This window comes from Kitasatospora sp. NPDC004745 (assembly GCF_042873275.1).
GTDB lineage: Bacteria > Actinomycetota > Actinomycetes > Streptomycetales > Streptomycetaceae > Kitasatospora.
Window position 1 is genome coordinate 30,828 of record NZ_JBIALK010000005.1, and the last position, 26,796, is coordinate 57,623.

Here is a 26,796-nt window from a genome sequence, read left to right on the forward strand (position 1 = left end):
TCGTCCGAGCCCGTTTCCGGGCAGACAAGACCCCCACCTGCGCTCCCTCGCTGATGTCGACACAGCGTCACATGGACATAGCTGTGTGCCAGATTGGACGTGACACTACGTGCCGCCTCTGACACGTCGCCAGGCTGTTCGAGAGCCGTGCAGGGGATGTTTATGAAGTCTTGACTTGGAGGTCTACTCTTATCCGGACATGTCAACCCAATCCTGCAAAGCGTTTGACCTACCCACTGGTCAGGACGCATCGTTCCGACCCGAACGCATCTCCCGGAGGGGGATCGCGCATGGGAGGGGAACCCAGAAGCAGACATGTCCATCACTTCGCGAACATTTCCGAACATGCCTCCACCGCGCTCGGCGCGTCGGGGAGCGGCGCGACTCGCCGCCCTCGCGGCGAGCTGCGCCCTGAGCGTCGGTCTGCTGACCGCGCCTGCCGCGGTCGCCGCCGATGCCGCACCGCCCGCCCCGCACGGCCCGAGCGGCACTGTCCCGCCGCTGGTGCCCCCGACGCCGGGCCCGGCCCGAACACCCCTGCAGCAGGCGATGGTGGACGCCGTCGCCAAGGCCCGGTCGACCGGCAAGGCGGTCGTCGTGGAGGCCATGACCAACGAGGTGTCGAAGACCGTCGCCAACGCGAACGGCACCCTCACCACGACGGACAACGCCCAGCCGGTGCGAACCCGGCAGAACGGTGCCTGGGCCGACCTCGACCCGACCCTGCGAGCGAACGCGGACGGCACCGTCGGCCCCGCCGTCTCGAACACGGCCCTGGCGCTCTCGGGCGGTGGCGGCGGACCCATGGCCACGATCTCCACCGCCGACGGGAAGAAGCTCTCGGTCGGTGCCCCGTTCCCGCTGCCCAAGCCGGCACTGAACGGATCCACCGCCACCTACGCCGACGTCCTGCCCGGCGTCGACCTCCAGTTGACCGCGCTGTCCATCGGGGGATGGCGCGACGTGATCGTGGTCCGCACGCCGGAGGCGGCGGTCAACCCGGCGCTGAAGACCCTGCGCTTCCCGATCACCGCCCAGGGCCTGACCGTCACCGCCGACGACCAGGGCCGCATCGACGTCAAGGACGACAAGGGCGCCCTGCGCTTCCGTTCCCCGTCGGCGCTGCAGTGGGACTCGTCGACGACCGCGGCGCCCGCCACGGCGCCGAAGTCTGCCAAGGCCGCTGCTGCGGCTCCTGCTGCCGACCCCGGATCTGCGCCGGCGGGCGGCATCCGTTCCTCCGCCGAGGCGCCGGGGGACGGGGCGAACGTGGCCGCCATCGGCACGAAGGTCACCCCGGCGGCGATCGAGCTGACGCCGAACCAGGGCGCACTCGGGTCGGGCACCGGCCCGTGGTACCTCGACCCGTCCCTGGTCGCGACCAGCTCGGTCCAGGGGTCGGTGGAGGTCCAGGAGAACCACAAGACCGCCGAGAACTTCAACAAGAAGACCAACCTGGCCACCGGGTTCTGCGGCTACCACAGCAGTGACCCGGCGCTGGACTGCGGCGTGACCGGACGCCAGCGCGCCTACTTCCAGTTCGGCATCAACCCCGCGCTCTACACCAAGCCCGGTGGGGCGGAGAGCCCGCCGACGGTCTTCACCTCCACGCTCAACGCCCAGGTCACCGGTGCCTCCAGCCCCGGTACGAACACGCCGTTCGTGGTGTACTCGGCGCCCAAGCCCATCTACGAGCACACCAGCTGGAACGACCAGCCCTGCGGTACCAGTAAGACCGCCGTCATGGAGAACTGCCCGACGGTCAACGGCCAGTGGCTCACCGGCACCGGCCCGCTGGCCATCGACGTCACCGCCATGATGAAGCAGGCCGTCGCCGGCCAGTGGCCGTGGTGGACCGTCGGCATCGCGCCGATGAACAACGAGTTCGAGGCCTCGTACCGCCACTACATCGCCAACAACCCGTTCATCACCACCACGTACGACATCACGCCGACCGTCTGGTACCCGCGGACCAGCCCCGCACCCGGCTTCGCGTGGAACAACAGCACCAATGAGTGCACCAGCGGTGGTACCCACCCCTGGGACAACCCCGGCTGGATCAGCAGCAATCAGAGCATCTCGTTGATCGCGAACAGCTACTCCCCGGCCGGCCAGTCCCTCTACACCAGCTACCGGATGTGGGACGACAACGACGGCAACTACTCCTTCACCGACGGACACTGGGGCGGGCCCTACAACAGCCCCGCCGAAGCCGTCTCCCCCGGCGCACTGAGCGACGGCCACCAGTACGGCTGGTACGCCCAGTCCAGCGACGGCACCCTCAGTTCGCCCGGCAGCGCTGCGTGCTACTTCCGCATCGACCGGACCAACCCCCGGGTGAGCATCAGCTCCACCGACTTCCCGCCCTCCGGCACTCCGAACCCGACTCCGGCCAAGTACATGAACGACTGGGGCAGGTTCACCGTCAACGCCGAGGACCCGGCTCCCGGCCAGGGTCTGCAGGCCTCCGGCATCGCCTGCGTGCGCGTGAGCAACGACCCGACCCCGGTCGTCGGTTGGCGTTGCGGGCAGAACGGGACGCTCGCGCCCGGGCAGCCCTACGACTACCAGCCGCGGCAGTGGGGCACCAACACGCTCTACGCGTGGGCCATGGACAACGCCGGCAACTACAGCCAGCCGGCGCTCTACAACTTCTACGTCCCCTGGAAGCCCGGCACCCAGCCGCTGTTCGGCGACGTCACCAACGACCAGCAGCCGGACATCGTCCTGGCCGACAAGAACGGCGACCTGCGGATCATCGGCGGTACCACGGACCCGGTGAACTCGCTGGTGGCCCCGGCCTCCGCGGCGCCGGGCAACCGTGACTTCGGCGCCACCTGGGCCGACTTCCAGATCAGCCATCACGGCACCTTCGCCGTCGGCCAGCCGGTCGACCAGATCGTCGCGCACTACACCAAGGACAAGGCGCCGCAGCTGAAGGACGCCCTGTACCTGATCCCGAACGACGGCACGGGCCGTTTCGGCGCCCAGGCATCGGCCTCGCTGAACCGCCCCACCAGCTGCACCACCTACGGCACCGGCGCACGCTGCGCCGCCTACACGCAGAGGGTCTGGAGCAACGTCTCCCAGGTCGTGGCGATCGGCACCCCGGAGGGCGAGTCGGTCGGCGGCGAGCCCAACAACCCCTCCCACCGGGTCATGATGACCCAGACCGCCCTCCTGACCGTGGAGAACGGGAACCTCTACCTCTTCCAGCCGAACGGCCTCAGCGACGGCCTCGACAGCGCGACGCTCATCCCCACCACGAGCGGCAGCTGGAACGACTACGAGCTCCTCACTCCCGGTGCCGCCAACGGGGCGACGACGGTGCCCGGGACCACGGACCCGACGTACCAGACCACCATATGGGCGCGGCACCGCACCAACGGCACCGTCTACGCCTACCCGCTCACCTGGAAGGCCGACGGCACCGTCGACTACTCCGCGCTGACCAGGCCCGACGCCGGCACACCGATCCTGACCGGCGCCAATTGGACCACCGCGGCCCAGCCGCAGATCGGTGCCGCCGATCTCAACAACGACGGCTACCCGGACCTCTGGGCGGTGAACGGCGCGAACGCCATCACCGTCTTCCCCGGGAAGAGCAGCGACGGCACCAGGAACAAGGTCGACGGGTTCGGTGACTGGCAGTTCCTCGGCTACGCCGACGCCAGTGTCTCCGTGCACCCCGCCACCGCGAGCTGGCAGTGCATGGATGCCGTCGGCGGGCCCCACGACGGTGCCGAGGTCGCCATCTACAGCTGCTGGGAGACGGCCGCCCAGCGGTTCAGCCCGGCGACGGACGGCACCATCCGTGCTGGCAGTTACTGCCTGTCCACCAAGGACGACGCGCTCGGCAACGGCACCCGGGTCGTCCTCGCGACCTGCACCGGTGGCAGTGGCCAGAAGTGGAGCGTCCGTTCCGACGGCAGGATCGTGCTGCCCGCCACGGTGGATCCCGCCGGCAACCCGGGTGGCCGGTGCCTCGAGCTGCCCGGGTGGGCGACCGATCAGGGCACCCGGGTCGGCATCTGGGACTGCCCCGGCGTGCAGGCCAACCAGCAGTGGAGCCTGCAGTACGAGCAGCACACTCCCTGAAGGGGACGGCCGTGAGGCCGCGATGAGGTGAACGAGGACGTCCGTGGGGCGGGGCTCCGGGTGGTTCGGGGCGCCGCCCCGCGGGCGTTCTAGCGGGTGGTGATGGTGACGACGGAGTACTGGGTCAGGGTGAGGGGGATGCTGAGGGTGGTGCCGGTGACGGTGTGGGGGGCGGGTTTGGGGGTGGGGTCGGTGCCGTCGGGGGTGGCGACGGTGACGGCGGTGGGAGTGGTGCCGGGCGGGAGGGTGTAGGAGAGGGTGCAGTTGGCGGGGGTGGTGCGGAAGGCGGCCGGGGTGTCGCCGAAGTTGGTGAAGTTGACCAGGTGGACGACGGTGTCGGCGCCGAGCCGCCGGGCGTCGAGGTAGATCCGGCGGTCGCCGGCCAGGGTGACGGCGGGCGGGGCGGACTGCCGTACGGCGGCGAGCAGTTGGTCGGCGGAGGCCTGGTCGGTCCTGGTCAGGTAGCTGAGGCCGGCCCGGTTGCGGACGTACCAGCAGGTGCCGGCGCCGTAGGCGTTCTGCCGGGTGGCGGGGAGCGGGTCGGCGCGGCGCAGGCCGAGGACGTCGGAGAGGGCGAACTCGGTTCTATGGCCGCCGAGTTCGTCGAGTGCGGTGGGGGCCGGGCCGGTGATGACGATGGTGCCGCCGGCGGCGACGAAGCCGCGCAGCGCGGCCGCTTCGGCGTCGGAGACGGCCTGCAGGTCGGGCAGCAGCAGGACCTTGAAGCGGGTGAGGTCGGCGGCGGTGAGGCCGGGGCTGGGCACCGTGTCGAAGGGGACGTGCGCGTACACGAGGGCCTTCACGGTGCCGCGGAACTCGCCCAGCCAGGGGACGGCGGCGCAGCTCTGCTCCGGGTCGTCGCCGCCCCACCAGTCGGTGATCCCGGCGGGTGCGGTGGCGTTGGCGTACATGCCGATGCCCGCGCCCGGGGCGACGTAGTCGCGGGACGGGCTGGAGTGGTAGACGCCGACCTCGGCGATCGGGGCGGCGTCGTAGAGGCGTTCCTGGTTGGCGCGGACGAAGGCGTACATCCGGGTGCGCATCGCGGCGTCGACGGTGTCGTTCTTGAACGGGGTCTTCACCTCGTACGGGTTGCAGCCGGCGGCGATCAGCTGGGACATCACCAGGGAGGCGTCGTCGGCCTGCCAGCCGTAGGAGAAGGCCCAGGCGGGTTTGGTGCCGCTGGCGCCGCGTGCGTACTTGTACATCGAGATCAGGCAGACCCAGTCGGTGGCGGTGGCGTGCCGCATGCCGTCGTAGTTGCCGAGGATGTCCACCTCCCAGACCTGGCTGACGGCGCCCTCGGCCTGGCGCAGGTAGCCGCCGTCGAGGCCGATCGAGGTGGCGTAGCGGTAGTCCATCGAGACGGTCTCGACGAAGGTGACGAGGTCGGGGTTGACGGAGCGGCCGGCGGCGGCGATGTCGAGCTGGAACCGGAGCAGGTTGCGGTGGCGCCACTCGACGTAGCGGCGGAACGTCGGGTCGGCGAAGTCCGCGGCCTTGGGGAGGGCGAGGCCGGTGTCGGCCCTGAAGGCGGCCGCGCCCCAGGTCGAGGCGTCGCACCAGGAGAGCACGCCGTCGAAGTAGATCGGGACGTCCGGCCAGATGCCGTCCACGCCGGTCGCGGCGACGCCCTTGATCCGCTTGAGGTAGTAGTCCCGCCAGGGCGAGTTCGGGCTGAGCCAGACGCTCTCGTCGCCCGGGTCGACCCATACCACCACGCTGCCGTAGAACACGTTGGGCCGGCCGGCGAGGTCGCGTTGGACCCAGTTCCCGCCCTGGTCGTTCTTGTAGAACGAGCGGCCCTTCTCGCCGCCGGGGGAGATCAGCTCCAGCGACGGGTAGTACATGACGACCTTCAGACCGGCGGCGTGCGCGAGGCCGGTGAAGGTCTTCACCTCGGCCATGTGGGCGGCGAACTCGGCGTCGGTGAGCCAGTTGGAGAGCAGGGTGTCGAGCTCGACGACGCTGACGTTCTGCGCCTTCAGCGCGTCGACGGCGCTCTGCATGTCGGCGGGCTCGTTGAAGGTGCCGTCGGCGATCCGGGCGAACCGGGCCCAGTCCGGCCAGGGTTGGGCCCCGCCCGCCGCGCCCGGCGTAGTGGCCGGGGCCGCCGGGGCGGGTCTCAGGCCGGCGGCGGGGGCGGCGGCCCAGGCCCGGCCGCCGGGCAGCAGGCGGACGGCGGCGAGTGCGCCGCCGGTGCCGAGGCCGGCCCGCAGCAGGCGGCGGCGGCCGGGGCGGGAGGTGGCGGGTGCGGGCGGTGTTCCTTCGGGTTCGGACATGGTGGTCCCCCAGCGTGAGTCGGCGGATCCCGGGAGCGTGCGCGGTGCGCTCGGTGCGGAGGCGGCCGTGCTCCCGGTGGGCGGCGCCTCCGCGCCGACCCTAGACGCCGGATCGCCCGGGTGTTCGGGCCGCGTCGACGGCTACGCCAGACGTCGGACCGCCGTGTCCCCGGTTGGGCGAGCCGGATCGCTCGGGTACGGAGGGCGGGTCCTCCCCGCGGCGCTTGACAGTGTTCGGACCAGTGCAGGTGGTGAGGGGTGCGGGGCTGCGGGGTAGGGGTTGCGCAGTACGCCCGTCGGATGATCGGAACGCCTTCGACAGTGCTGTAGATTCACGGCACGAGCGGCGGCCGGGCGCGACGGGAACGCGGCACGAGCGGCGGCAGGAACGAGGAGGGCGCGATGAGCGTTTCGCTGGCCAAGGGGCAGAAGATCAGCCTGGAGAAGCCGGGCGGCGGGCAGCTGGGTGTTGTCCGGATGGGCCTCGGCTGGAAGGCCGCGCAGCCCAAGGGCTTCTTCGCCAAGCTGCTGGCCGCCGGCCGGGAGATCGACCTGGACGCCTCGGCGGTGCTCTTCTCCCAGGGGCGGCCGGTCGACGTGGTCTTCATTCCAGCACCTCACCAGCAACGACGGATCCGTCCGGCACAGCGGCGACAACCTGGTCGGCGGCGCCGGCGACGCGACCGACGACGAGTCGATCACCGTCGACCTGACCCGGATGGCCGCCGAGGTCGACCAGATCGTCTTCACCGTCAACTCCTTCACCGGCCAGACCTTCCAGGAGGTCGAGGCGGCGTTCTGCCGGCTGGTCGACGAGCAGACCGGGGCCGAGCTGGCCCGCTACACGCTGACCGGCGGCGGACCGTACACCGCGCAGATCATGGCGAAGGTGCAGCGCACGCCGGCCGGTTGGCAGATGACGGCGATCGGGCAGCCGGCCAGCGGGCGGACGTTCCAGGACCTGATGCCGGAGCTGGTCAAGCACCTGTGACCGGGCCGCCGCGGCCCGGAGACGGTGACACGGCGACGGTGACACGACGGCCACGGCACGGCACCGCAGGACGACGAAGGCGGCGGCCCGCACCACCCGGTGCGGGCCGCCGCCTTCGTCGTGCCGTCAGCGGGCCGTCGGAGCGGCCGAGGGGGAGAGGGACGCGCTCGGCGTCGTGCCCGCTCCCGGGGCGGTCGCGGCGGACGGGACCGACGGGGTGCCGGTCGGCGTGGCCGCGGCGGTGGGCGTCGCGGTGGCGCAGCCGGTGGGCGTGCCGCTGGGGGTGGCCGCCGGAGTCCCGCTCGGGGTGGCGGTCGGGGACGGCGTGCCGGTCGGCGTGGCGGTGGCCGTGGCGGTCGGGCTCGGGCAACCGGTGGGCGTCGCGGTGGGCGTGCCGCTGGGGGTGGCCGTCGGCGTGCCGCTCGGCGTCCCGGTCGGGGTGGCGGTCGGGGACGCGGTGCCGCTGGGAGTGCCCGTCGGGGTGGCCGACGGCGAGGTGGTGCCCGTCGGGGTGGTGGTCGGCGTGGGCGCGGTGGTGGGCGTCTCCGTGGGGGCGGCGCTCGGGCTGGTCGTCGGCTGCGGGGCCGGCTGCTGCGGCGAGGGCTGGTCCGACGGCTGGGTCGGGGCCGGGGAGGTCGGCTGTGCGCTCGGGCTCGGGGCGACGGTGCTCGGGGCGACCGGTCCGGTGGTGCCGGCGCCGCCCGTCGTGCCGGTGGCGGCGCCGGTCGGGCGCAGCAGCGGCGAGGGCGAGGAGGCGGTCGGGAGCAGCGGGGAGGGCCGGTTCGGCACGGTGGTGACGGTGCCGCTGCCGAAGTGCGCCATCCAGGTGCGGACCGTCCGCAGGTACTCGCCGGAGTTGTTGTAGCTGAGGACCGCGCGGTCCAGCTGCGCCGGGTCGGCGAGGTCCCGGCCGCCGGCGCACAGGTAGCGGCCGGCGCTCTCGGCGGCGTCGAAGACGTTGTTCGGGTCGGCCTTGCCGTCGCCGTTGGCGTCCGCGCCCCACGTCGCCCAGGTCGAGGGGATGAACTGCATCGGTCCGACGGCGCGGTCCCAGCGTGCGTCGCCGTCGAAGCGACCGCCGTCGGTGTCGGCTATCGCGGCGAAGCCGTTGCCGTCGAGGGCCGGGCCGAGGATCGGGGTGAGGGTGGTGCCGGCCGCGTCCACCTGGCCGCCGTTGGCCTGGCCAGACTCGACCTGGCCGATCGCGGCCAGGAGCTGCCAGGGCAGGTGGCAGCCGGGGGAGCGCTGGGCGGCGGATGCCTCGGCCTGGCGGTAGGCGGCGAACACCGTCGAGGGCAGGGCTGGCCCGGTGGCCGCGAAGGGGCCGGGCGCCGGCGCGCCGGGCAGGGTGTTCGGGGGCTGCGGCAGCAGGACGGTGCCGCCGCCGTCGGCCGGGACGCCGGTGCCGAAGGTGCCGCCCGGGGTGGCGGTGCCGGCCGGGGCGGAGGCGGTGCCGTAGCGGTCGCCGCCCTGGGTGGTGGCGCCGGGCGGCGTGGCCGCGTCGGCGGCCGCGACGGAGGCGAGGCCGAGGCCCGTCACCTGAGAGCCGGTCAGGGCGGCGAGTGCGGTGAAGGCCGCCGCCGTCCCCGTGACCCGCTTGCCGAGCCGCGTCGCACGCCCGCCCCGGGCCTTGCCGAACCTCGTCGTCATGCCCTGCCCCTCCCCATTGCCGTCCGCTCCTCCCCGGAACGGACGGGTACACGTCATCGTGCCCGCCGTCGGCCGACGGCTCCCACCGTCGCAACGATTAGTATCACGACGATCTGACGGCGGAGAGGCCGCCGGATGGCCTGCGGGTTGCGGCGGCCGGGCCGACGCCGCAGGTCAGTGCGGGTCAGGAGGCCAGCCGGGTGGCCAGGACCCCGGCGAGCACGGTCTCCGCGACGACCTCGGCCGGGGCGTTCGCCTCGTCGCCGGGGGCGCGGCTCTTGACGGCCTCGACGGAGTAGACGTGCCCGTCCGCCTGGAGGTAGACGACCGGGTGGCCGCCGCCCTTGCGGGTCGCGAGGACGGCCTGGCGGCCCGCGCCGTTGATCGGGGTGACGGTCAGGTCGGGGTCGGCCTGCACGGTGGCGAGGGTGGACGGCGGGACCTCGCGGACGGCGGCGTAGGACTCGCGGGAGCCCCAGGTGCACCCCCAGGGGCGGGTGCCGTCGGTGCCCGGGTCGGGGTGGGTGCCGGTGAAGGGGCCGGTCGTGCCGATGGCCTGCACGACCTGCGGGGAGGTCAGCAGGGTGCAGGCGTCGGCGGGGCGCTTCCCGGCGGGTGCCGGGGTGCCGGGCGCGCCGGTCGGGGGCGTGGCCGCGGCGGGCGCACCGGTCGGCGGGGTGCCCGCGGTGGTGGCGGGCCCGGTGGCGCCGGTGGCGGGCGCGGTGGCGGCGGTCGTCGCGGGCGGGGCGGCGGAGTCGTTCTTCGGGGAGGACGACGAGCAGCCGGTCAGGACGGCGGCCGTGAGTGCGGCGGCCGGCACCCAGGCGAGCCGACGGCCGTACCGGATAACCGAGTTGCGGTGCATGCGATTCCCCCAAAGTCCTGTCCGTCGGGCCCGATCGGCTCGCGGAGGCGGTACAGGCAGGGATGCTACGGGCTGGAGGTCGGCGGGATCTCCGGTTTCCGTAACGGGAGTTGACCGGGAGCGTAACGACGGAGGGCCGCGCGCGGAGGGGGCCGGACGGGCGGTCCGGGGCACGGGGGTGGTACGTGCGCGTCGTTCCGGGCTCCCCGGCGGCGCCCGCCGGCGACCGCGCTGACCTGCGCCGATGCCTGGCGCCCCGATCGGCGTGCCTTAGCAGGACGGGCGCCCGGACGCCAGGGGGCGGCCCCAACTCCGCCCTGGACGGGTGACGTTCTGGTGAAAGTGGGCATGCCAGGAATCACCGCCCGGCATGCTGTGCCCCGTGACGATGCGGATGGAGGCCCAGACCGTGAGCGCGAACCTGCCGGAGACCGTCGCCGCCGACGGCACGCTCGTCCTGCCCGCGCCCCGCCGGGTGGTCGACGACCTGGCCCGCGACCTGACCCAGGCCGCCGCCGCGGTGCGGGCGGTGTCGAGGGTCGGCCGCGGCGGCGGGGACGTCGCCGTCGCCGCGTACACCGCCGTGGTCTGCACGGGCCGCTCGGCGGCCCGGGCGCTGGAGGAGGCCGCCTCCTGGTGCCGGCAGGCCCCCGAGGCGGAGGTGCACTCGCTCGCCTGGGCGCGGGTGCCCGGGCACCGGGACGACGTGTACGAGTACCGGGTGACCCTGGCCGTCAGCTTTCCCGACGACGAGACCGGCGAGCACCTCGGCGACACCCATCACGGCCGCCGCTGAGGCCGCTGAGTAGGATCGCCCGCATGGGTGATGGGGACACGAACGACAGGACGGCCGGCCGGGCCGGTGGCCCGGTGGGCGTTCCGATGGAGAAGCCGCACGGTCCGGCGGACGGACTCGCCGACCGGGCGGCCGAGTTGACGCCCGAGCCGACGGGCGGCCCCGACGACGGTCCGCGGGAGCTCTCGCGGACCGCCGCCGTGGTCACCACGGTGCTGGCCGCCGTGTGCGGTGCGGCCGTGCTGCTGGCCGTGTTCCACTGGTTGGGCTTCGGGGTCCCGTGGATCGGCTGGATGGTCGCGAAGGCCGGCATCAAGCTCGTCGTCGGCGGATTCGCGGGGCTGGCGGCCGCCTGCGCCTGGCTCCGCACGAGGCTGCGGTCCGGGGCTCAGGCGTGAGCTCGCGCCCGAGCGGCCGCCGGCCGGTCACCCCGCCTGCGGGGAGGGGCAGACCAGGTCGTGCTCCGGGGCGCGGCCGTCCAGCAGGTAGCGCTCGACGGTCTGCGTGACACAGGAGTTGGTGCCCGGGTACTGGCCGTGGTCGCCGTTCCCGGTGACGGTGACCAGCCGGGAGCCGCGCAGGGCCCGGTGGGCGCCGACCGCGGCCTCGTAGTACGTGGCCGGGTCGTGCACCGAGTTGAGCATCAGCACCGGTGGCAGGTGCGCGCCGGTGACGGTGACCTCGGGGGCGGGCGCGACCGGCCAGGCCGCGCAGACGGCGCTGAAGGCGAGGGTGCGCGCACCCGCCAGCGGCCAGCGGGCGGCGTTCTGCGCGCCGCGCTCGACCCAGGTGTCGAGGTCCCTGGTCCACGGGGTGTCGGAGCAGGTCACCGAGAAGTACTCGGCGAGGAACTCCGGGCTGAGGTACTGGCCGAAGGCCTTCCGGGCCATCGCCTTGGCCGCCGGGTCGGCGGTCTGCCAGTCGTCGACGGCGGTCAGTGCCTGCGCGAGCAGCGGGAAGAAGTCGGCCCGGTAGATCGCGCTGATCGCGCCGTTGTCGAGCTGGTTCGGACCGATCGTCAACGGCCCGTCGACGATCGGCCGGTCGTGCAGCGCGGCGCGCCGCTGCTCCCAGTGCGCCTGCACCTGCTCGGGCGTGGAACCCCAGTGGTAGGTGGCGTCGCGGGCCGCGAGCCAGGGCACGAAGTCCTCGTCGAAGCGGCGCTGGAAGCTCATCGGCTGGCCCAGCTCGAAGGTCTCCCAGCTGCCGTCGAAGCCGATGTTGCTGTCCAGGACCATCCGTTCGACGCGGCGCGGGAAGAGCGTCCCGTAGTAGGCGCCGATCATCGAGGCGTAGGACGGGCCGTAGTAGCTGATCTTCCGTTCGCCGAGCAGGGAGCGGAAGAGGTCGATGTCGTGGGCGGTCTGCCCGGTGTTCAGGTAGGGCAGCAGGTCGCCGCTGCGCTCCTGGCAACCGGCGGCCAGCTTACGGGAGTTGGCGATGACGCGGTCGATCGCGGCGGGGGACTGGTCCCGGTAGTCGCCGGCCAGGAAGTCCTGGAACTCCTGCGGGGTCTGGCACGCCGCGCGGGTGCTCGCGCCGACGCCCCGCTGGTCGAAGCCCACGATGTCGTAGGCGGCGCCGACGGCGGGTGCGGCGGTGGCGAGGTCGGCCGGGCGCAGCAGGCCCGAGCCGCCGGGGCCGCCGGCGGCCATCAGCAGGGTGCCCTTCCGCGCGGCCGGGTCGGTGGCGCGGTGCCGGGAGACGGCGATGGTGAGGTCGGCCCCGGTGCCGGGGTGGTGCCAGTCGCGCGGGGCGGCCATGGTGGCGCACTCCAGGGCGGGTTGCTGCGCGCAGGGTGCCCAGGCGAGCGTCTGCCGGGTGTAGCGGGCGGGTGCCGGGTCGGAGTCGCCGGGGTTGCCGGTCGGGGCCGCGCCGGCCGGCAGGGCGAGGCCGGTGAGCACGGCGGTGGCGGCGGCGACGGTCACCGCGGCGCGGCGGACGCGGGAGGCGACCGCCCGCGGTGCGGGGGCGGTCGCCTCGGCGCCGGCCCTGGCGCTGGTCCGGGTGCTGTGCTGGGCGTTGTCAGGCGTGATGCTCGGCGTGGTGTTCACGGAGTCGATCCTGTCCGAGCGCCTCGTGACGGTCGATCATGCCCGCGTCCGTGTCCGGGGTGGTGCTGGGTACACCCCGGACCTGCGGCCCGCCCCCGGTTCAGTAGGCGGCGGTGAACCGGGCGCGGCGGTGCGCGGGCTGCTCGGCCTCGTCGAGCAGGGCGACGGCGAGGTCCTCCATGGAGATCGTCGAGGCGCCGTCGCCGTCGACGAGCAGTTCGTCCCGCCCGAGCCGGAAGCGGCCGGTGCGCTCGCCCGGTTCGAGCAGGGCGGCGGGGCTGAGGTACGTCCAGTCGACGACGGTGTCCGCCCGGTAGAGGTCCAGCTGCTCGTTGCAGGCGCGGGCGATCGGCAGGATCTCGGCGGGGAAGTCGGGCGCGTCGGCCAGCGGGGTGCCGTCGGGGAGGGTGAGGCTGCCGGCGCCGCCGACGACGAGCAGCCGGACGTCCGACCCGGCGAGTCCGGCCAGCAGGCCGCGGGTGGCGGCGGCCAGTTCGGGCTCGTTGCCGGGGGCCGGACGGGTGGCGCTGACGACGAGGTCCTGCCCGGCGGCGAGACGGGTGACGTCCTCGGGCCGGCGGGCGTCGCCGACGGCGAGGGTGACGGCCGGCGGGAGGCCGTGCGGCTTGGCCGGGTCGCGCAGGACGGCGGTGACCCGGTGGCCGCGGGCGAGCGCTTCGGCGACCACGCGTCGGCCGACGTTGCCGGTGGCGCCGAACACGGTGATGCGCATGGGGATCTCCTCGGGTTGGTGGTGCGGGTGCGGGTGCGGGTGCGGGTGCGGTGAGGCGGGTGTTGCGAGGGGTCAGGCGTTCTCGCGGAGCGCCTCGCCGGCCGACCGGAGCTGCGGGCCGGTGGCGGCCGCCGGTTCGGGTGCGGTGGCGGCCGCCGTGGCGGCGGGTCGCGGTCGCTGGGTCTGGGCGGCGAGCAGCGAGCCGAGGACGACGACGGCGCCGAGGGCCTGGAGCGGGGAGAGGTCCTGACCGAGCGCCAGCCAGCCGAGTGCGGTGGCGACGACGGGGCTGAGCAGGCCGAGGAAGGCGACGGAGGTGGGCGGCAGGGCGCGGATCCCGCGGAACCAGAGCGCGTAGGTGACGGCCGCGCCGATCAGGCTCAGGTAGCCGTAGCCGAGCAGGTTGGCGGCGCTGAGGTGGGAGGGCGGGGCGCCTTCGACGACCAGGGCGACGGGGACGAGCAGCAGGCCGCCGGCGGTGAGCTGCCAGCCGGTGGTGGCGAGCAGCGGGGCGGGAGAGGTCCAGCGCTTGGCGAGGACGACACCGGTGGCCATCACCACCGCGCCGCCGAGGGCGGCGGCCACGCCGACGGCGTCGAGCCGGGCGCTCGCCCGCAGGACGAGCAGGCTGACGCCCGCGATGCCGGCGATGCCGGACAGCACCGTGCGCAGGGTGAGCCGGTCGCCGAGCAGTGCGGCGGAGAGCCCGGCGGCGATGAGCGGCTGGACGGCGCCGACGGTGGCGGCGACCCCGCCGGGGAGGCGGTAGGCGGCGATGAAGAGGAGGGCGAGGAAGGCGCCGATGTTCAGTGCGCCGAGGACCAGTGAGCGCCACCACCAGCTGCCCTTCGGCAGCGTGCGGGTGAGGGCGATCAGCAGCAGCCCGGCGGGCAGGGCGCGGAGGACACCGGCGAGGAGCGGGCGGCCGGGCGGGAGCAGTTCGGTGGTGACGAGGTAGGTCGACCCCCACACTGCGGGGGCGATGGCTGTCACCAGCACGATTCCGAGTCGATTCCTTAGCACTAAGCCAACATATCTCGGCGCTAAGGCATGTGACGGCCGGTCCGGCGTGACATGGCTCACAGTTATCTCACTGCTAAGGAATCCGGGCGGCATCCCCTACCCTGAACCCGTGGCAGATCACGTGGACCGAGTAGTCGCGCAATGGGCCGCCGAGCGGCCAGACCTGGACGTCTCCCCGATGGAGGTGCTCGGCCGGCTCAAGCGGCTGTACCGGCTCGTCGACGGGGAGCTCAACCGCACCTTCGGCGAGCACGGCCTGGACGCCGCCTCCTTCGACGTCCTCGCCACCCTGCGCCGCAGTGGCCCGCCCTACCGCCTCACCCCCACCGGCCTGATGCAGTCCGCCATGGTCACCTCCGGCGCGATCACCCAGCGCCTCGACCGGCTGGAGGCCCGTGGCCTGGTCACCCGGACCCAGAGCGACCAGGACGGCCGCAGCCGCGTCGTCGCCCTCACCCCCGAGGGCCACGCGCTGATCGACCGCGCGCTGCCCGACCACCTGGCCACCGAGCGCCGGCTGCTCGCGGGCCTCGACGAGGCCCGGACGGCCGCCCTCGTCGACGCGATGCGCGCCATGCTGGCCGCCCTCGGCGACAGCCCGGAGCAGCGCTGACGTTCCCGTGGGCGCTGGGCGGCACCGGGGTTGCCCGTGCCAGGGGCGGCGCTGACGTTCCCGGTGGTCGCGGGGTCGCGCTGCCGTTCCCGGTGGTCGCGGAGCAGCGCCGCCGTTCCGACCGGCGGGTGGAGCGGCGCCCCGCTCCACCCGCCGGGCGTCGCTACGGGTTGACCGCCACGGCCTTGAAGAAGGTGTAGTGGAAGGTCCCGCCCGGCTCGGCGGCGCGGCCGAGCTCGGCGACACCCCGGTCGAAGGCCTCCGGGGTGGTCAGCCCGGCCGCCAGTGCCTCCGCGCGGACGGCCCCGACCATCGGGACGAAGGTGCGCCGGGTGAAGCCCTCCACCAGCGCGGGGCGGGCGCCGTCGGCGTAGACCGTGCGCGGCCGGACCGTCACGTCCTGGAATCCGGCGTCCGCCAGCAGCGGGTGCAGGCGGCGCCCCACCAGGGCGTCGCCGCCCGCCCGGGCCTGGAGCCGCACCAGCAGCTCGACCGCGTCGTCGGCCGCCCGGCTCCGCGGGTGGAAGAAGGCCGAGCCGTGGTCGCCCTCGATCACCGTGATCGTGCCGCCGGGCCGAAGCACCCGGCGCAGCGCGGTCAGCGCGGCGGCCGGATCGGCCAGGTGCTCCAGCACGAAGCAGAGGAAGACGTGGTCGAACGCGCCGTCCGCGAAAGGCAGCCGGTGCAGGTCCCCGTGGTGCCAGGAGACCCGTGCGGCGGGCGCCTGCGCGGCGACCCGGACGCGGGCCTGCGCCAGCGAGTCCGCCGAGATGTCCGCCGCCGTCAGCAGCACGCCCGGGCTGGCGGCCAGCAGGTGCACCGTCTGGGCCCCGACCCCGCAGCCCGCCTCCAGCACCCGGCTGCCCGCCGGGTACGCCGTGCCCGCGTGCAGCAGTTCCGCGAGGGTGTCCGCCTGGTCGCCGAGCCGCTGCGCCTCGGTGTCCGAGTACCCGTGGACGTACGCTGTCGCCGCGTCGTCCCGCTGATCGTTCCGTCCTGCCGTCTCCGTGGTCATGGCCCCACCCTCGCGCCACAATGGCCCGGTGAACAGGTCCAAAGACGCACGGGCCGAGAGGTCCATAACGGCGGATCCGGGTGCCGACTTCCTCCAGCTGGACACCGCCGACGCCCCGCGCGGCGGCCTCACCGACTGGCTGGCCGGCCGGCTACGCGAGGCCGTCGCCGACGGCCGCCTCCCGGCCGGCGGCAGGCTGCCCGCCACCCGCGTGCTGGCGGCCGAACTCGGCGTCTCCCGCGGGGTGGTGACCGATGCCTACCGGCGGCTGACGGAGGAGGGCCGGCTCGCCGGCCGGGGCCGGGGCGGCACGGTCGTCGTCGCGGACCCGGCGCCGCCCGCTCCCGTGACGCCCGCTCCCGTGACGCCCGCGCCCGCCCCGCATTCGCCCGCCCCGCACTCGCCCGCCCCGCCCGACCGCGTGGCGCCGGAGCTCTTCCGGGGCGAGCCCGACGCCGAGGTCTTCGACCTGCTGCGCGGCACCCCCGCGCGGATCGACCTCACCCCCGGCCGCCCCGACCTCACCGCCTTCCCCCGCGCGGCCTGGCTGCGCGCCGAGCGCGCCGTCCTGGACGGCCTCGCGGCCCACGACCTCGGCTACGGCGACGTCCGCGGCACCCCCGAGCTGCGGCTGGCCGTCACCCGCTGGCTGGCCCGCAACCGGGGCGTGCGCGCCGACCCGGACGAGGTGCTGGTCGTCGCCGGGACGGCCCAGGCCCTTGCCCTGCTGGGGCGGGCGCTCGGCCGCACGGGCGTCACCGAGGTCGCCGTCGAGGACCCGGGCTCGCTCGGTGCCCGCCAGCACCTCGCGCACTGGCTGGACGCGACCCCGCCCGTCCCGGTCGACGCGGAGGGCGTCCGGGTCGACATGCTGCGCGCCACCGGAGCCCCCGCCGTCCTGCTCACGCCCGCCCACCAGTACCCGACCGGCGTCGTCCTGGGCGGCGAGCGGCGGCGCGAACTGCTGCGCTGGGCGGGTGAGGGCGGCCTGGTCATCGAGGACGACTACGACGCCGAGCACCGCTACGACCGCCCGCCGCTGCCCGCGCTGCGCGCCGTGCTTCCCGAGCAGGTCTGCTACGCGGGCAGCGTCTCCAAGCTGCTCGCTCCCGCCCTGCGCACCGGGTGGCTGCTGGTGCCGCCGCGGCTGCGGGCGGCCGTGCTGGAGGCCAAGCGCTTCGCCGACCTGGGCAACCCGGTGCTGCCGCAACTGGTGCTGGCCCGGCTGATGGAGTCCGGCGGACTCGAGCGCCACCTGCGGCTGTTGCGCCGCCGCCACCGCCGCCGCCGGGACGCGATGATCGCGGCCGTCCGGACCCACCTGCCCGGTGCCACCGTCCACGGGGCGGCGGCCGGCCTGCATCTGATGGTCACCCTCCCGCCCGGAGCACACGGCTCCGACACCGAGCTGGCCGCGGCGGCCCTCGCGCACGGGGTGAAGGTGCACCCGTTGTCCTGGCACACCCGGTTGCCCTACCCGCCGGGGCTGGTGCTGGGCTACGCGGCCGGTGCGCCGGGGGAGATCGAGGAGGGGGTCGCGGTGCTGGGGCGCCTCACCCGCCGGTGACGGCGACGGCGACGGCGAACCGAGGGGCCGACCGCGAGCCGGTCGCCCGGCCGGGCACCTGACGGTCGGTGGTGGGCGACGGTGAGCGGCGGACGGCCCCGCGGTCCGCGCCGCGGCCCGTGCGGCTCAGGAGGCGTCGGACCCGCCCCTCCCCGCGGCGCGGCCCGGCCGGATGACCCGGCGCACGGCGCCGCGCAGCCACCGGTGGCCCGCGTCGGCGGTGTGCCGCGGGTGCCAGGCCATGCCGATCGACAGGGGCGGCAGCGGTACCGGGATCTCCAGCAGGCGCAGCCCCAGTGCGTGCGCCGCGTCGCTGAGCGGGGAGGGGGGCTCGCCCGGCAGCGCGGTCGGTACCAGGCAGACCACGTCGCCGGCCGCGGCCAGCGTCATCGCCGCCAGGTGCCCGGGCAGAACGGCGCTGACCCGGCGGCTGAGCCCGTGGTCGGCCAGGGCCGCGTCCAGCGGGCCGGTGAAGCGCCCCCGCCGGCTGACCGCCACGTGCTCGGCCGCGGCCAGCCGGGCGGGCGTCAGGGGCCCTTCGGCGAGCGGGTGTCCGGCCCGGACGCCGGCCGCCATGCGCAGCGTGACCAGCTCGTCGACCCGGGTCTCCGGGTCGACGTGGTCGATGGCCCCGACCTCCAGGTCGACCCGGCCCTCGCGCAGGGCCGGCCCGGCCTCCCACTCCTCGGCCAGCACCCGCAGCGAGACGCCCGGCGCCTGCAGCGCGGCCAGGCCGAGCAGACCGGGCGCCAGCGCCGCGCCGACCAGGTCAGAGGCCTGGACGGTGAAGGTGCGCCGCAGCTCGGCGGGGTCGGTCCCGCCGCCGGGGGCGAGCAGTGCCTCCAGCCGCCGGACCACCGCGGCGGCCTCGTCCCGCAGTTCCTCGGCGCGGGGCGTGGGCACCATCGCCTGCCCCGCCCGCACCAGGAGCGGGTCCTGGAGCACCCGGCGCAGCCGGGCCAGGGTGCGGCTCATCGCCGCCGGGGAGGTGCGCAGCCGCGCGGCGGCACGGGTGACGCTCTGCTCGGCCAGCAGGGCGTCGAGGGCGACGGCGAGATTGGCGTCGAGGTTCGGGACTGGGCTGCTCACCGGCATCGTTCCGTTTCGGGCAATGATTCCTTGCTGAGGTTCCCATTGTGGCAATGCGGTGGCGGTCCGCACGATGAGGGGGCCCCAGAGATCCGATCCGGACACAGAGGTTTTCATGATCGTCATCACCGCCCCCACCGGAAACATCGGCAGGCGACTGCTGTCGCTGCTGGTCGACGCCGCGCCCGCCCACGGAGAGGAGCTGCGGGTCGTGGTCCGCGATCCCGCCCGGCTCCCCGCGGCCGTGCGCGGCCGGGTCGAGGTGGTCACCGGCTCGCACGGCGACCCCGCGACCGTCGAGCGCGCCTTCACCGGGGCCGACGCCGTCTTCTGGCTGGTGCCCCCGGACGCCTCGGTCACGCCCGAGGCGGGGTTCAGCGGCTTCACCCGCCCGGCCGCCCGGGCGTTCGCCGCCCTCGGCGTCGGGCACGTCGTCGGCGTCTCGGCGCTGGGCCGCGGCACCCCGCTGGCCGCCCGGGCCGGACTGGTCACCGCCTCCCTGGCCATGGACGACCTGATCGCCGGCTCGGGCGTGGCCTACCGCGCCCTGGCCAACCCGTCCTTCTACGAGAACCTGCTGGAGGAGGCCGACTCGATCCGCGCGGAGGGCGTCTTCACCGACACCCTCGCCGCGGACCGCCCGGTGCCGCTGGTGGCCGTCGCCGACATCGCCGCGACGGCGGCCGGGCTGCTGCTGGACCGCTCGTGGAGCGGCGTCGGAAGCGTCCCGGTGCTCGGCCCGCAGGACCTGTCGCCCGACGACCTGGCCCGCATCATGACCGAGGAGCTGGGCCGGCCGGTCCGCTACCGGCGCAAGCCGCTCGGGGAGCTGCGGTCCGACCTGCTGGGCTACGGCCTCGACGGGGCGTTCGTCGAGGCCCTCGTCGAGATGAAGCGGGCCAAGGACGAGGGCCTGGACTCGGGCGTCGAGCGCTCGCCGCTGGCGGGCCCGGCCACCGGATTCGCGCAGTGGTGCGCACAGACCCTCAAGCCCGCCGTCCTCGCCGCCCCGGAGGCCACCGATGTCCACTGACCGCACCGCACCCGTCACCGCGTTCATCCTGGTCAAGACCACGCCCGAGTGGCTGGCGATGACGGTTGCCGAACGCGTCGAGGACTTCACCACCCGGGTCGTCCCGGTGATCGAGGCCCGTACCCGCGGCGTCCGCTCCCGCTTCTACGACACGGAGTTCTACTCGGCACGGGTCACCGACGTCTGGGTCTGGGAGGCGGACGACCACGACGCCTACCGGCTGCTGATCGACGCACTGCGCGAAACCCCTTTCTGGGAACGCTACTTCGAGGTCGTGGACCTGCTGGTGGGCGTCGAGAACGGCTACGCCCGCACCTACGGCCTGGAGCCGGTGGCCAGCCTGGCCACCTGATGCCGCGCGCCGACGACCGGCCGGTACCGCCGCCCCGCGCGGTCGCCGGCCGGGCGCCGACCGGCAGGAGGCCGGCAGGCGACCGGGCCGGACGGGGCCCGCGCCCGCGCGTGGCGCGGGCCGCCGCGGCGGCCGGGCTTGGGTACGCTGACGGACCGTACCCCCGCCCCCTTGGAGGCGTGATGAACCCGCTCCGGTACACCGTCCGACTCGGGGCGGTGCTGGTGGTGCTGTCGGCCGTGCTCGGGCCGGTGCCGGCCGGGTCGGCCCCGGTGTCGCGGCGGGCGCCTGCGGAGAGGACGGTGGCGGTGTCCGGAGCGGACGCGCAGCAGCGGGACCGACAGCTGGCGGGGCGCCGGATCGTGCTCTCCTACGCCGGCCCGACCCCGCCGCCCGAGGTGCTGCGGACCATTCGGGAGGGCCGGGCGGCCGGGGTCATCCTGTTCGGCGAGAACGTCCAGAGCCCCGAACAACTGGCTCAAGCGGTCGGGCAGTTGCGTCAGGCGGCGGCCGAGTCCCGCGTTCCGGGGGCGCTGCTGCTGATGACCGACCAGGAGGGTGGCAGGGTGCGCCGGCTGCCCGGTGCGCCCGAGCTCTCCGCCCGCCGGGTCGGCGCCGCCCCGAACCCGCTGCACGCGGCGACCGAGGCCGGCGCAGGCGCGGCCGCCACCCTCACGGACGCCGGACTGAACGTCAACCTCGCCCCCGTGCTCGACGTCGCCGGCGCCCCGGACGACTTCATCGACCACCACGAGCGCTCCTTCGGGCGGGACCCGTCCGTGGTCGCCCGGCTGGGCAGCGCGTTCCTGGCCGCCCAGCAGGGCCTGGGCGTCGCCGCCACCGCCAAGCACTTCCCCGGGCTGGGGTCGGCCGCGCAGGAGGAGAACACCGACGCGCGCCCGGTCACCCTGCCGGTGCCGCTGGAGGAGTTGCGCGCCCGCGGCGAGGAGCCCTACCGGGCGGCCATCGCGGCGGGCGTGCGCCTGGTGATGGCCTCCTGGGCGGTCTATCCGGCGCTCGACCCGGCCCGCCCGGCGGGGCTGTCGCCCACCGTGGTGCAGGGCGAGCTGCGCGAGCGCCTGGGCTTCGAGGGCGTCACCGTCACGGATGCCCTGGAGGCCGGCGCCCTCGACCCCTACGGGGACACCGGGGCCCGCGCGGTGGCCGCCGCCGCGGCCGGGATGGACCTGATCCTCTGCTCGGCGCGTGATCCGCAGCAGGCCGAGCAGGCCACCGAGGCGCTCGCCGCGGCGCTGGGCTCGGGCCGTCTCGACCGCGGCGCCTTCGCGGCGGCCGTGGCCCGGATCGACGACCTGCGCGCCTCGCTGTCCTGAGCCGGGCGAGCCCTGTCCTGAGCCGGGCGAACCGGGGCGGAGGGCCCCGGGTGGGCCCGGGGCGTGATTGCGCCATCGAAGGTCGGATTTGAGTCCGCTCGGTACTTCCAAGGGTCAAAGCGAGTCATGGCAAAGGAATCGCATGGCAAAGTTTCCTTCTGGCAGCTGTGAAATGTCACATGTGCCACATCACCTGTTCTGATACGTTTCCTCACACCCTCCGAAGGAGGAGCCCATGAACCGCATCACCCGGATCGCGGTGGGCGCGGCCGGTGCCGTCGCCCTGCTCGGCGCGCCCGTCCCGGCGCTCGCCGCACCGGCCGCCGCGGCCACCGACACCGCCACGGTCACCACCTGCGGCTACAGCGGCCTGCAGGCCGGGCTGTCCACCAAGGTCTGCGCCGACGTCACCGGCGACGGCGTCGTGATCTACGGGAAGATCGGCCTGGCCGGTCCGCCCACCCCGGACACCCCGTGGCCGCCGAAGCCGCAGGAACTGCTGACCACCCTGTCGGCCGAGGTCGTCGGCGCTGCCCAGCTCGGTTCGGTGCACGGGCGTGCCGTGTTCACGGGCGGCGCCCTGCGGGTCGACGGCATCGCCGCCACGGCCCCGTGCGGCTCCACCGTCCACGCGACCTTCGGTGTGGAAGCGATCTGGCGGGGTCCGGCCCCGGTCACGGTGGATGTACCTGTAGTCTGCTGACGGGACGTCACCATGACGGCCGAGTCCGGGAGTTGGCAGCGTCCCGGGCTCGGCTTCCGGTGTTTCCGCGCGGCGTCGTGCGCCCGGCGGGCTCCGCCGGGCGCGCCCTGGCGGTGGGGCGACGGCACGCCGGCGGGCTCCTCGGCCGCAGGGTGCCGCCCGTTCGCGATCACTGTGACGACTTGAAGAAATCTTCATCCGTCGCGATGATGCTTGCCGGCCGCGGTGCGGACGCCCGGCCGGACGCCCACCCAGCCGCACCCGAGGGGAGAGACGCGGACGATGCCGGTCCCGCTGTACCAGGCCAAGGCGGAGTTCTTCCGCACCCTCGGCCACCCGGTCCGCATCCGGGTGCTGGAACTGCTCCAGGACGGGCCCCGCCCCGTCCGCGAGCTGCTGGCCGAGATCGAGGTCGAACCGTCGAACCTCTCCCAGCAGCTCGCGGTGCTGCGTCGCACCCAGCTGGTCGTGGCCACCCGCGAGGGCAACACCGTGGTGTACGCGCTCAGCACCCCGGACGTGGCCGACCTGCTGCGCGCCGCACGACGGATCCTGACCGAGCTGATCACCGACCAGGGCGCGCTGCTCACCGAGCTGCGCGCCGCCGGCGGCCGGCCGACCCGCTGAGCCCGCGCCCACCGGCCGGCCGACCCGAGGAGAACCCCGCCCATGAGCGACAGCAGCGACGGCACCGCCGCCCGGCCGGGCGACGGCACCAGCGAGGAGCGGAACAGGCGCCGGGCCATGCTGATCCGGGCCGGCATCTACATCTTCGCCACGCACCTGTTCGCGGGCTTCGTCCTGCTGCTGTTCGCGCTCGGCGACCGCCACTGAGCGATGGCCGGTGAGCGGCTGCCGGTGATCGACGGCCGGTGATCGACCGCCGCTGCGCGGCCGCCGGGCGTGCGCCTCAGTGGCCCGCGTCCTCCGCCACCAGGTAGCGGTCGCTGGTGCTGGTCCACGCCTGGGCGCCCTCGACCAGCTCGCGGGTGCCGTCCAGGTACCAGCGCCCCGCCGGGTGGCGGCGGCCCAGCTCGGCGCGCAGCGCGTCGCTCTGCCTCCGCAACCGGGCGATCCGGGCCCGGACGGCGCCGACGGCCCGGCCACGGGTGCAGCCGCGGGCCCGCTGCACGGTGAGCACGGTGTTGAAGGCGGCCGCGCTCTGGCGCTCCTCCCGCTCCAGCGAGTAGAGGTCGTTGATCAGCGTGGCGGCGTCGGCGGTGTTGGCGCGCAGCCGGTGCAGCGCCGGGTCCGCGTGGAGTGCGGCGGGGGCGTCGGCGCCGTGGACCCGTTCCAGTATGTTCATGAACGGGTAGAGGCAGCTGCCGTGGCGGCGCAGGCGCATCGTCTCGGGCAGGCCGAGGGCGGGGACGGTACCGCGGGAGCGGTGTCCGGCCTCGGCGGGGAACGTCTCCAGGCAGGTCTGCCACTCCAGCGCGGCCCGGGCGCGCCAGGCGGGGGACATTCCGCGGGTCTGGCGGTCCCACAGGTCCCGCCAGGCGCCGAGCAGCCGGTCGTCCCCGTCGGGCTCCGGACCGGTCCGGCCGACGGCCTGCGGGCGGTGCTCCGCGGGGCCGGGGGTGCCGTGCAGCACGGCGGTCAGCGGATCGACGAGGGCGCGGGCCTCGGCGGGTCGGCGCCCGGGCCGGCCGTCGAAGCGGTCGTCGAGGATCGTGAACCAGCCCAGGACGTCCACCAGCAGGTCGAGGTCGTCGCCGCGGGTGCGCGGGAAGGCGTGGCCGATCAGCCGGTGCAGGGCGTAGGCGCGGTAGCGGGGCAGTTCGGCCGGGGTGAGCAGGCCCCGCTCGAGCACCCAGTCCGCGTGCCGGAGCCCGGCGGTGTGCAGTTCGCCGGGGCGGCGCGGGGCTCGGTGCCGCAGGGGCGAGGCGGGCACGGGCACGGGCACCGGGGCGGCTGCGGTGGCCGGGGTGCGTGGTGACGGGGGTGGCGGCGGGGGCGCGGTGACCGGGCACCGGTCCACCGGCCGGGCGCCGCCCGCCGGTCGGGTCGCCAGCGCGTCCGCCCCGGCGTCGGCCGCCCCGTCCGGACGCGGGCCCCCGGGGCCGCGCGGGACCAGCCGGACCCGCAGCCCCTGGGCCTGCACCGTCGTCCAGACCACCTCGCGGGCCCGAGCCCCGGGCAGGGCCAGCGGCCGCCACCGGCGCAGGATCGCGGCCGCCGCGACGGTCAGCTCGGCCCAGGCGAAGGCCTCCCCGATGCACTTGTGCTTGCCTGCCCCGAACGGCAGGAAGGACGGCCGCCCGGCGCCGCCGCCGTCCTGCCAGCGCTCCGGGCGGAACCGCAGCGGGTCCGGGTGGAGGTGCGGGTCGCGGTGCAGGGCGGTGAGGCTGTACAGCAGCTCGGTGCCGGCCGGGATCCGGTACGGTCCGAGCTCCACCGGCACCCGCGCGGTGCGCATCAGGAAGGCGTTGGGGGCGTGCAGCCGCACCACCTCCTGGGTGACGCTGCGGGTGTAGGCGAGCCGGCCGAGCGCCTCCGGGGTGGGCACGGTGCCGGCGGGCAGGTGCCGGTCGAGTTCGGCCAGCAGTCGGGTCTCCACCTCGGGGTGGCGCAGGAGTTCGTCGAGCAGCCAGGTCAGCGTGGTGGAGACGGTCTCGGTGCCGGCGCCGAACATGGTGATCGCCTCGGAGCGGACGTCCGCCTCGGTGAGCGGGCGCCCGGTGGCCGGGTCGGTGGCGGCGCGCAGCAGCGCGGGCAGGGTGGCGCCGTGGCCCGCGGCCGGCCGCTCGCCGCGTCCCGTCCCGTGGACGGCCTGGTCGACGACCCGGTTGAGCACCCGGACCGCGGCGTCGAAGCGCCGGTTGACCGGAAGCGGCAGTCGGGCGAGGGCCGGGTGCGGGTAGAGCGACTGGACGATCTGGCCCTTCACCAGGTCCGGAAGCGCCCGGTGGAAGGCCTGGGTGGCGTCCTCGCTGAGCCGGGCGTCGAACAGCGAGCGGGTGACGATCTCGAGGGCGAGGTGGTTCATCTCCTTCGCCACGTCGAGGACCTGCCCGCTGCGCCAGCGGCCGGCCCGCTCCTCGGTGACCTGGTGCATCACGGCGAGGTACTCGGCCATCCGGTCCGGCCCGAACGCGGGCTGCAGGACCCGGCGCCGGTCGCGGTGGGCCTGGCCCTCGGACATCAGCAGGCCGTCGCCGAAGGCCGTCCTGAGGGTGTCCTGGACGGCGCCGCGCGGGCAGTCGTGGGCGAGCGCGACGAGCAGGGTGTGGACCAGCCGGGCGTCGGTGACCACGCAGACGGTGCGCGGCCCGAGACGGACGCGGACGACCCCGCCGTGGCGGGCGAGCGAGCCGAGGAAGCCCAGCGGATCGCGCAGCAGCGCGCCGGCGTGGCCGAGCCCGGGGACGGCGCCCGGGGCGAGCGGGGGGACGGCCGTGCGGGCCGGTCCGGGCGAGGGCGGCGCGGCTCTCGGGGGGACGACCGGTTTCCGGGTCTCGGTCATCAGGGTCATGACATCACCTCTCACCAGAGGGGCCGGTGCGACCGGTGCCGGGAGGGGCACCGGCAGCCGGCCGGGAGGCGGGGGCCGGCCAGCGCGGGACCCCCGCGCGCACCTTCGCCAGAGGGCGCACGCCATGGGAAACGCGCCGGGTTGGACGGGCGTTGCGCCGAACGCGGGCGGATCACTCCAACGGGCCAGCGCCCGGACCACCCCGGACCGCCCCCCGGGACGGCGCTGACCTGCGACGACGGATCCGTCCGGAAGTCCCGTAGCGGACCCGGCGGGCAGGGTCTTTGGACCCTCGCCGCCCGGCCGTGCGGAGGCCAGCATGGTGGCGGAGAAGGAGGAACCTGATGACCCGTCTGCGCCACCCGTCCGCACTCGACGTCCGGGTGGAGATCCGCGGCGAGCTCCCGCACGAGGACGCCGAGTACGCGCGGGCGCAGGCGCTGGAGACGGCGGCCGCGCTCGGCCCCGGCACCCGGCTGCTGCGCATCCGGCTCACCCGGGCCCTGCATCCGTCGGTGACCCGGCCCGTGCTCGCCCAGGCCGACGTCGACCTGGACGGTGCCGGACCGGTCCGGGTGCAGCTCGCCACCCGCGCGGCCCGGGAGGCCGTCGACCTCGCCCTGGGCACCCTCGCCGGCCGCGCCGCCCGGCTGCGCGAGCAGGGCGACATCGGGTTCGCCGCCGTCCACGAGAGCGTCTACCGCCCGCAGTACGCCGCCCGTCCGCTCGCCGAGCGGCGGATCGCCCGGCGCAAGGCCGTCGTCCTCGCCCGCCGCACGCCGGAGCAGGCCGCCCGCGAACTGCTGGCGCTGGACCGGCGCTTCCACCTCTTCACGGACGCCGCGACCGGCCGGGACGGCCTGGTCCGGCGCTGCCCGCTGAGCGGTGCCGTCGAGCCGTGGCCCACCGGCGCCGACGACGGCCGGCCGGACGGCCTCGCGGAGGCGGCCCGGCGACTCTGGCTCACCGGCGCCCCGTTCGTCCCGTATGCCGAGGCCGAGGCCGCGGCCCCGGCGGGTGACGGCGGCGGCTCCGGTGGTGGTGTCGGCCGCACCCGGGTCCTCTACCGCCGCTACGACGGCCACTACGGCCTGATAACGCCGGTAGCGCAAGCCCGTTGACG

21 protein-coding genes and 1 pseudogene are annotated in these 26,796 nt (G+C 75.0%); 13 read left to right on the plus strand and 9 right to left on the minus strand.

Annotated features, from left to right (window positions below; all coding sequences use genetic code 11):
* The first annotated feature begins 345 nt into the window (after positions 1 to 345).
* Positions 346 to 4,098 carry a ricin-type beta-trefoil lectin domain protein gene (locus ACFYUY_RS11340; RefSeq protein ID WP_387900062.1) on the plus strand — a complete coding sequence of 1,251 codons (3,753 nt, stop codon included), beginning with the start codon at positions 346 to 348 and terminating at the stop codon, positions 4,096 to 4,098.
* Between the two features lie 89 nt (positions 4,099 to 4,187).
* Here the strand turns inward: ACFYUY_RS11340 and ACFYUY_RS11345 are convergent, their stop codons facing one another.
* A complete protein-coding gene (locus tag ACFYUY_RS11345; RefSeq protein ID WP_387900064.1) occupies positions 4,188 to 6,380 on the minus strand; it encodes a hypothetical protein in 2,193 nt (730 codons plus the stop codon).
* A gap of 402 nt (positions 6,381 to 6,782) precedes the next feature.
* Between ACFYUY_RS11345 and ACFYUY_RS11350 the strand changes: the two are divergent.
* A pseudogene (locus ACFYUY_RS11350) lies at positions 6,783 to 7,371 on the plus strand (TerD family protein).
* Positions 7,372 to 7,497: 126 nt separating this feature from the next.
* Here the strand turns inward: ACFYUY_RS11350 and ACFYUY_RS11355 are convergent.
* Entirely contained in the window at positions 7,498 to 9,021 is a 1,524-nt protein-coding gene (locus tag ACFYUY_RS11355) for a lytic murein transglycosylase (RefSeq protein WP_387900065.1), read from the minus strand.
* Between the two features lie 184 nt (positions 9,022 to 9,205).
* Complete coding sequence (locus tag ACFYUY_RS11360) at positions 9,206 to 9,886, minus strand: hypothetical protein (RefSeq protein ID WP_387900067.1); 681 nt, start codon at positions 9,884 to 9,886, stop codon at positions 9,206 to 9,208.
* Between the two features lie 382 nt (positions 9,887 to 10,268).
* Here ACFYUY_RS11360 and ACFYUY_RS11365 point away from each other — a divergent pair, with 382 nt between their 5' ends.
* Both ACFYUY_RS11365 and ACFYUY_RS11370 read left to right on the plus strand, forming a co-directional pair.
* Positions 10,269 to 10,682 (plus strand): hypothetical protein, encoded by a 414-nt coding sequence (locus tag ACFYUY_RS11365; RefSeq protein WP_360220653.1) that lies wholly within the window; start codon positions 10,269 to 10,271, stop codon positions 10,680 to 10,682.
* 23 nt (positions 10,683 to 10,705) lie between these two features.
* Positions 10,706 to 11,080, plus strand: coding sequence for a hypothetical protein (locus tag ACFYUY_RS11370; protein WP_387900069.1), 375 nt, complete (start codon positions 10,706 to 10,708; stop codon positions 11,078 to 11,080).
* Positions 11,081 to 11,107: 27 nt separating this feature from the next.
* Here ACFYUY_RS11370 and ACFYUY_RS11375 read toward each other — a convergent pair whose 3' ends face one another.
* The 3 genes from ACFYUY_RS11375 to ACFYUY_RS11385 all read right to left on the minus strand — a co-directional run bounded on the left by ACFYUY_RS11375 (position 11,108) and on the right by ACFYUY_RS11385 (position 14,492).
* Positions 11,108 to 12,736 (minus strand): alpha/beta hydrolase, encoded by a 1,629-nt coding sequence (locus ACFYUY_RS11375; RefSeq protein ID WP_387900071.1) that lies wholly within the window; start codon positions 12,734 to 12,736, stop codon positions 11,108 to 11,110.
* Positions 12,737 to 12,836: 100 nt separating this feature from the next.
* Positions 12,837 to 13,469: an NAD(P)H-binding protein gene (locus tag ACFYUY_RS11380; protein WP_360220644.1), complete on the minus strand. Its 633-nt coding sequence runs from the start codon at positions 13,467 to 13,469 to the stop codon at positions 12,837 to 12,839.
* 72 nt (positions 13,470 to 13,541) lie between these two features.
* A complete protein-coding gene (locus ACFYUY_RS11385; RefSeq protein ID WP_387900073.1) occupies positions 13,542 to 14,492 on the minus strand; it encodes an EamA family transporter in 951 nt (316 codons plus the stop codon).
* Positions 14,493 to 14,601: 109 nt separating this feature from the next.
* On the opposite strand from ACFYUY_RS11385, the gene ACFYUY_RS11390 reads away from it, so the two are divergent.
* Positions 14,602 to 15,105 (plus strand): MarR family winged helix-turn-helix transcriptional regulator, encoded by a 504-nt coding sequence (locus ACFYUY_RS11390; RefSeq protein ID WP_387900074.1) that lies wholly within the window; start codon positions 14,602 to 14,604, stop codon positions 15,103 to 15,105.
* 163 nt (positions 15,106 to 15,268) lie between these two features.
* On the opposite strand, the gene ACFYUY_RS11395 is transcribed toward ACFYUY_RS11390, so the two are convergent.
* Positions 15,269 to 16,120: a methyltransferase domain-containing protein gene (locus tag ACFYUY_RS11395; RefSeq protein ID WP_360220635.1), complete on the minus strand. Its 852-nt coding sequence runs from the start codon at positions 16,118 to 16,120 to the stop codon at positions 15,269 to 15,271.
* Between the two features lie 28 nt (positions 16,121 to 16,148).
* On the opposite strand from ACFYUY_RS11395, the gene ACFYUY_RS11400 reads away from it, so the two are divergent.
* Positions 16,149 to 17,687, plus strand: coding sequence for a PLP-dependent aminotransferase family protein (locus ACFYUY_RS11400; RefSeq protein ID WP_387900076.1), 1,539 nt, complete (start codon positions 16,149 to 16,151; stop codon positions 17,685 to 17,687).
* A 126-nt stretch (positions 17,688 to 17,813) separates the two neighbouring features.
* Here the strand turns inward: ACFYUY_RS11400 and ACFYUY_RS11405 are convergent, their stop codons facing one another.
* Positions 17,814 to 18,782, minus strand: a complete 969-nt coding sequence (locus ACFYUY_RS11405; RefSeq protein WP_387900077.1) for a LysR family transcriptional regulator — start codon at positions 18,780 to 18,782, stop codon at positions 17,814 to 17,816.
* Between the two features lie 109 nt (positions 18,783 to 18,891).
* Here ACFYUY_RS11405 and ACFYUY_RS11410 point away from each other — a divergent pair, with 109 nt between their 5' ends.
* The 6 genes from ACFYUY_RS11410 to ACFYUY_RS11435 all read left to right on the plus strand — a co-directional run bounded on the left by ACFYUY_RS11410 (position 18,892) and on the right by ACFYUY_RS11435 (position 23,032).
* Positions 18,892 to 19,809, plus strand: a complete 918-nt coding sequence (locus ACFYUY_RS11410; RefSeq protein ID WP_387900079.1) for an NAD(P)H-binding protein — start codon at positions 18,892 to 18,894, stop codon at positions 19,807 to 19,809.
* Positions 19,799 to 20,161 carry a darcynin family protein gene (locus ACFYUY_RS11415; RefSeq protein ID WP_387900081.1) on the plus strand — a complete coding sequence of 121 codons (363 nt, stop codon included), beginning with the start codon at positions 19,799 to 19,801 and terminating at the stop codon, positions 20,159 to 20,161. The genes ACFYUY_RS11410 and ACFYUY_RS11415 overlap by 11 nt, the downstream gene beginning before the upstream one ends.
* A gap of 182 nt (positions 20,162 to 20,343) precedes the next feature.
* Positions 20,344 to 21,495 carry a glycoside hydrolase family 3 N-terminal domain-containing protein gene (locus tag ACFYUY_RS11420; RefSeq protein ID WP_387900082.1) on the plus strand — a complete coding sequence of 384 codons (1,152 nt, stop codon included), beginning with the start codon at positions 20,344 to 20,346 and terminating at the stop codon, positions 21,493 to 21,495.
* Between the two features lie 235 nt (positions 21,496 to 21,730).
* Positions 21,731 to 22,198, plus strand: coding sequence for a hypothetical protein (locus ACFYUY_RS11425; RefSeq protein ID WP_387900084.1), 468 nt, complete (start codon positions 21,731 to 21,733; stop codon positions 22,196 to 22,198).
* Between the two features lie 282 nt (positions 22,199 to 22,480).
* Positions 22,481 to 22,825, plus strand: coding sequence for a metalloregulator ArsR/SmtB family transcription factor (locus ACFYUY_RS11430; protein WP_360220614.1), 345 nt, complete (start codon positions 22,481 to 22,483; stop codon positions 22,823 to 22,825).
* 42 nt (positions 22,826 to 22,867) lie between these two features.
* Complete coding sequence (locus ACFYUY_RS11435) at positions 22,868 to 23,032, plus strand: DUF6126 family protein (protein ID WP_360220611.1); 165 nt, start codon at positions 22,868 to 22,870, stop codon at positions 23,030 to 23,032.
* Between the two features lie 76 nt (positions 23,033 to 23,108).
* On the opposite strand, the gene ACFYUY_RS11440 is transcribed toward ACFYUY_RS11435, so the two are convergent.
* Complete coding sequence (locus tag ACFYUY_RS11440; protein ID WP_387900087.1) at positions 23,109 to 25,673, minus strand: cytochrome P450; 2,565 nt, start codon at positions 25,671 to 25,673, stop codon at positions 23,109 to 23,111.
* Positions 25,674 to 26,017: 344 nt separating this feature from the next.
* Between ACFYUY_RS11440 and ACFYUY_RS11445 the strand changes: the two genes are divergently transcribed.
* Complete coding sequence (locus tag ACFYUY_RS11445; RefSeq protein ID WP_387900089.1) at positions 26,018 to 26,794, plus strand: sigma 54 modulation/S30EA ribosomal C-terminal domain-containing protein; 777 nt, start codon at positions 26,018 to 26,020, stop codon at positions 26,792 to 26,794.
* The last annotated feature ends 2 nt before the right edge of the window (positions 26,795 to 26,796 follow it).

Excerpts from the sequence above, each read along its gene's own strand:
- ACFYUY_RS11360 (WP_387900067.1), bottom strand. The coding sequence starts at position 9,886 with ATGCACCGCAACTCGGTTATCCGGTACGGCCGTCGGCTCGCCTGGGTG.
- ACFYUY_RS11380 (WP_360220644.1), bottom strand. The coding sequence starts at position 13,469 with ATGCGCATCACCGTGTTCGGCGCCACCGGCAACGTCGGCCGACGCGTG.
- ACFYUY_RS11420 (WP_387900082.1), top strand. The coding sequence starts at position 20,344 with ATGAACCCGCTCCGGTACACCGTCCGACTCGGGGCGGTGCTGGTGGTG.
- ACFYUY_RS11355 (WP_387900065.1), bottom strand. The coding sequence starts at position 9,021 with ATGACGACGAGGTTCGGCAAGGCCCGGGGCGGGCGTGCGACGCGGCTC.
- ACFYUY_RS11370 (WP_387900069.1), top strand. The coding sequence starts at position 10,706 with ATGGGTGATGGGGACACGAACGACAGGACGGCCGGCCGGGCCGGTGGC.
- ACFYUY_RS11415 (WP_387900081.1), top strand. The coding sequence starts at position 19,799 with ATGTCCACTGACCGCACCGCACCCGTCACCGCGTTCATCCTGGTCAAG.
- ACFYUY_RS11445 (WP_387900089.1), top strand. The coding sequence starts at position 26,018 with ATGACCCGTCTGCGCCACCCGTCCGCACTCGACGTCCGGGTGGAGATC.
- ACFYUY_RS11435 (WP_360220611.1), top strand. The coding sequence starts at position 22,868 with ATGAGCGACAGCAGCGACGGCACCGCCGCCCGGCCGGGCGACGGCACC.
- ACFYUY_RS11410 (WP_387900079.1), top strand. The coding sequence starts at position 18,892 with ATGATCGTCATCACCGCCCCCACCGGAAACATCGGCAGGCGACTGCTG.
- ACFYUY_RS11345 (WP_387900064.1), bottom strand. The coding sequence starts at position 6,380 with ATGTCCGAACCCGAAGGAACACCGCCCGCACCCGCCACCTCCCGCCCC.
- ACFYUY_RS11395 (WP_360220635.1), bottom strand. The coding sequence starts at position 16,120 with ATGACCACGGAGACGGCAGGACGGAACGATCAGCGGGACGACGCGGCG.
- ACFYUY_RS11405 (WP_387900077.1), bottom strand. The coding sequence starts at position 18,782 with ATGCCGGTGAGCAGCCCAGTCCCGAACCTCGACGCCAATCTCGCCGTC.
- ACFYUY_RS11440 (WP_387900087.1), bottom strand. The coding sequence starts at position 25,673 with ATGACCCTGATGACCGAGACCCGGAAACCGGTCGTCCCCCCGAGAGCC.
- ACFYUY_RS11425 (WP_387900084.1), top strand. The coding sequence starts at position 21,731 with ATGAACCGCATCACCCGGATCGCGGTGGGCGCGGCCGGTGCCGTCGCC.
- ACFYUY_RS11430 (WP_360220614.1), top strand. The coding sequence starts at position 22,481 with ATGCCGGTCCCGCTGTACCAGGCCAAGGCGGAGTTCTTCCGCACCCTC.
- ACFYUY_RS11340 (WP_387900062.1), top strand. The coding sequence starts at position 346 with ATGCCTCCACCGCGCTCGGCGCGTCGGGGAGCGGCGCGACTCGCCGCC.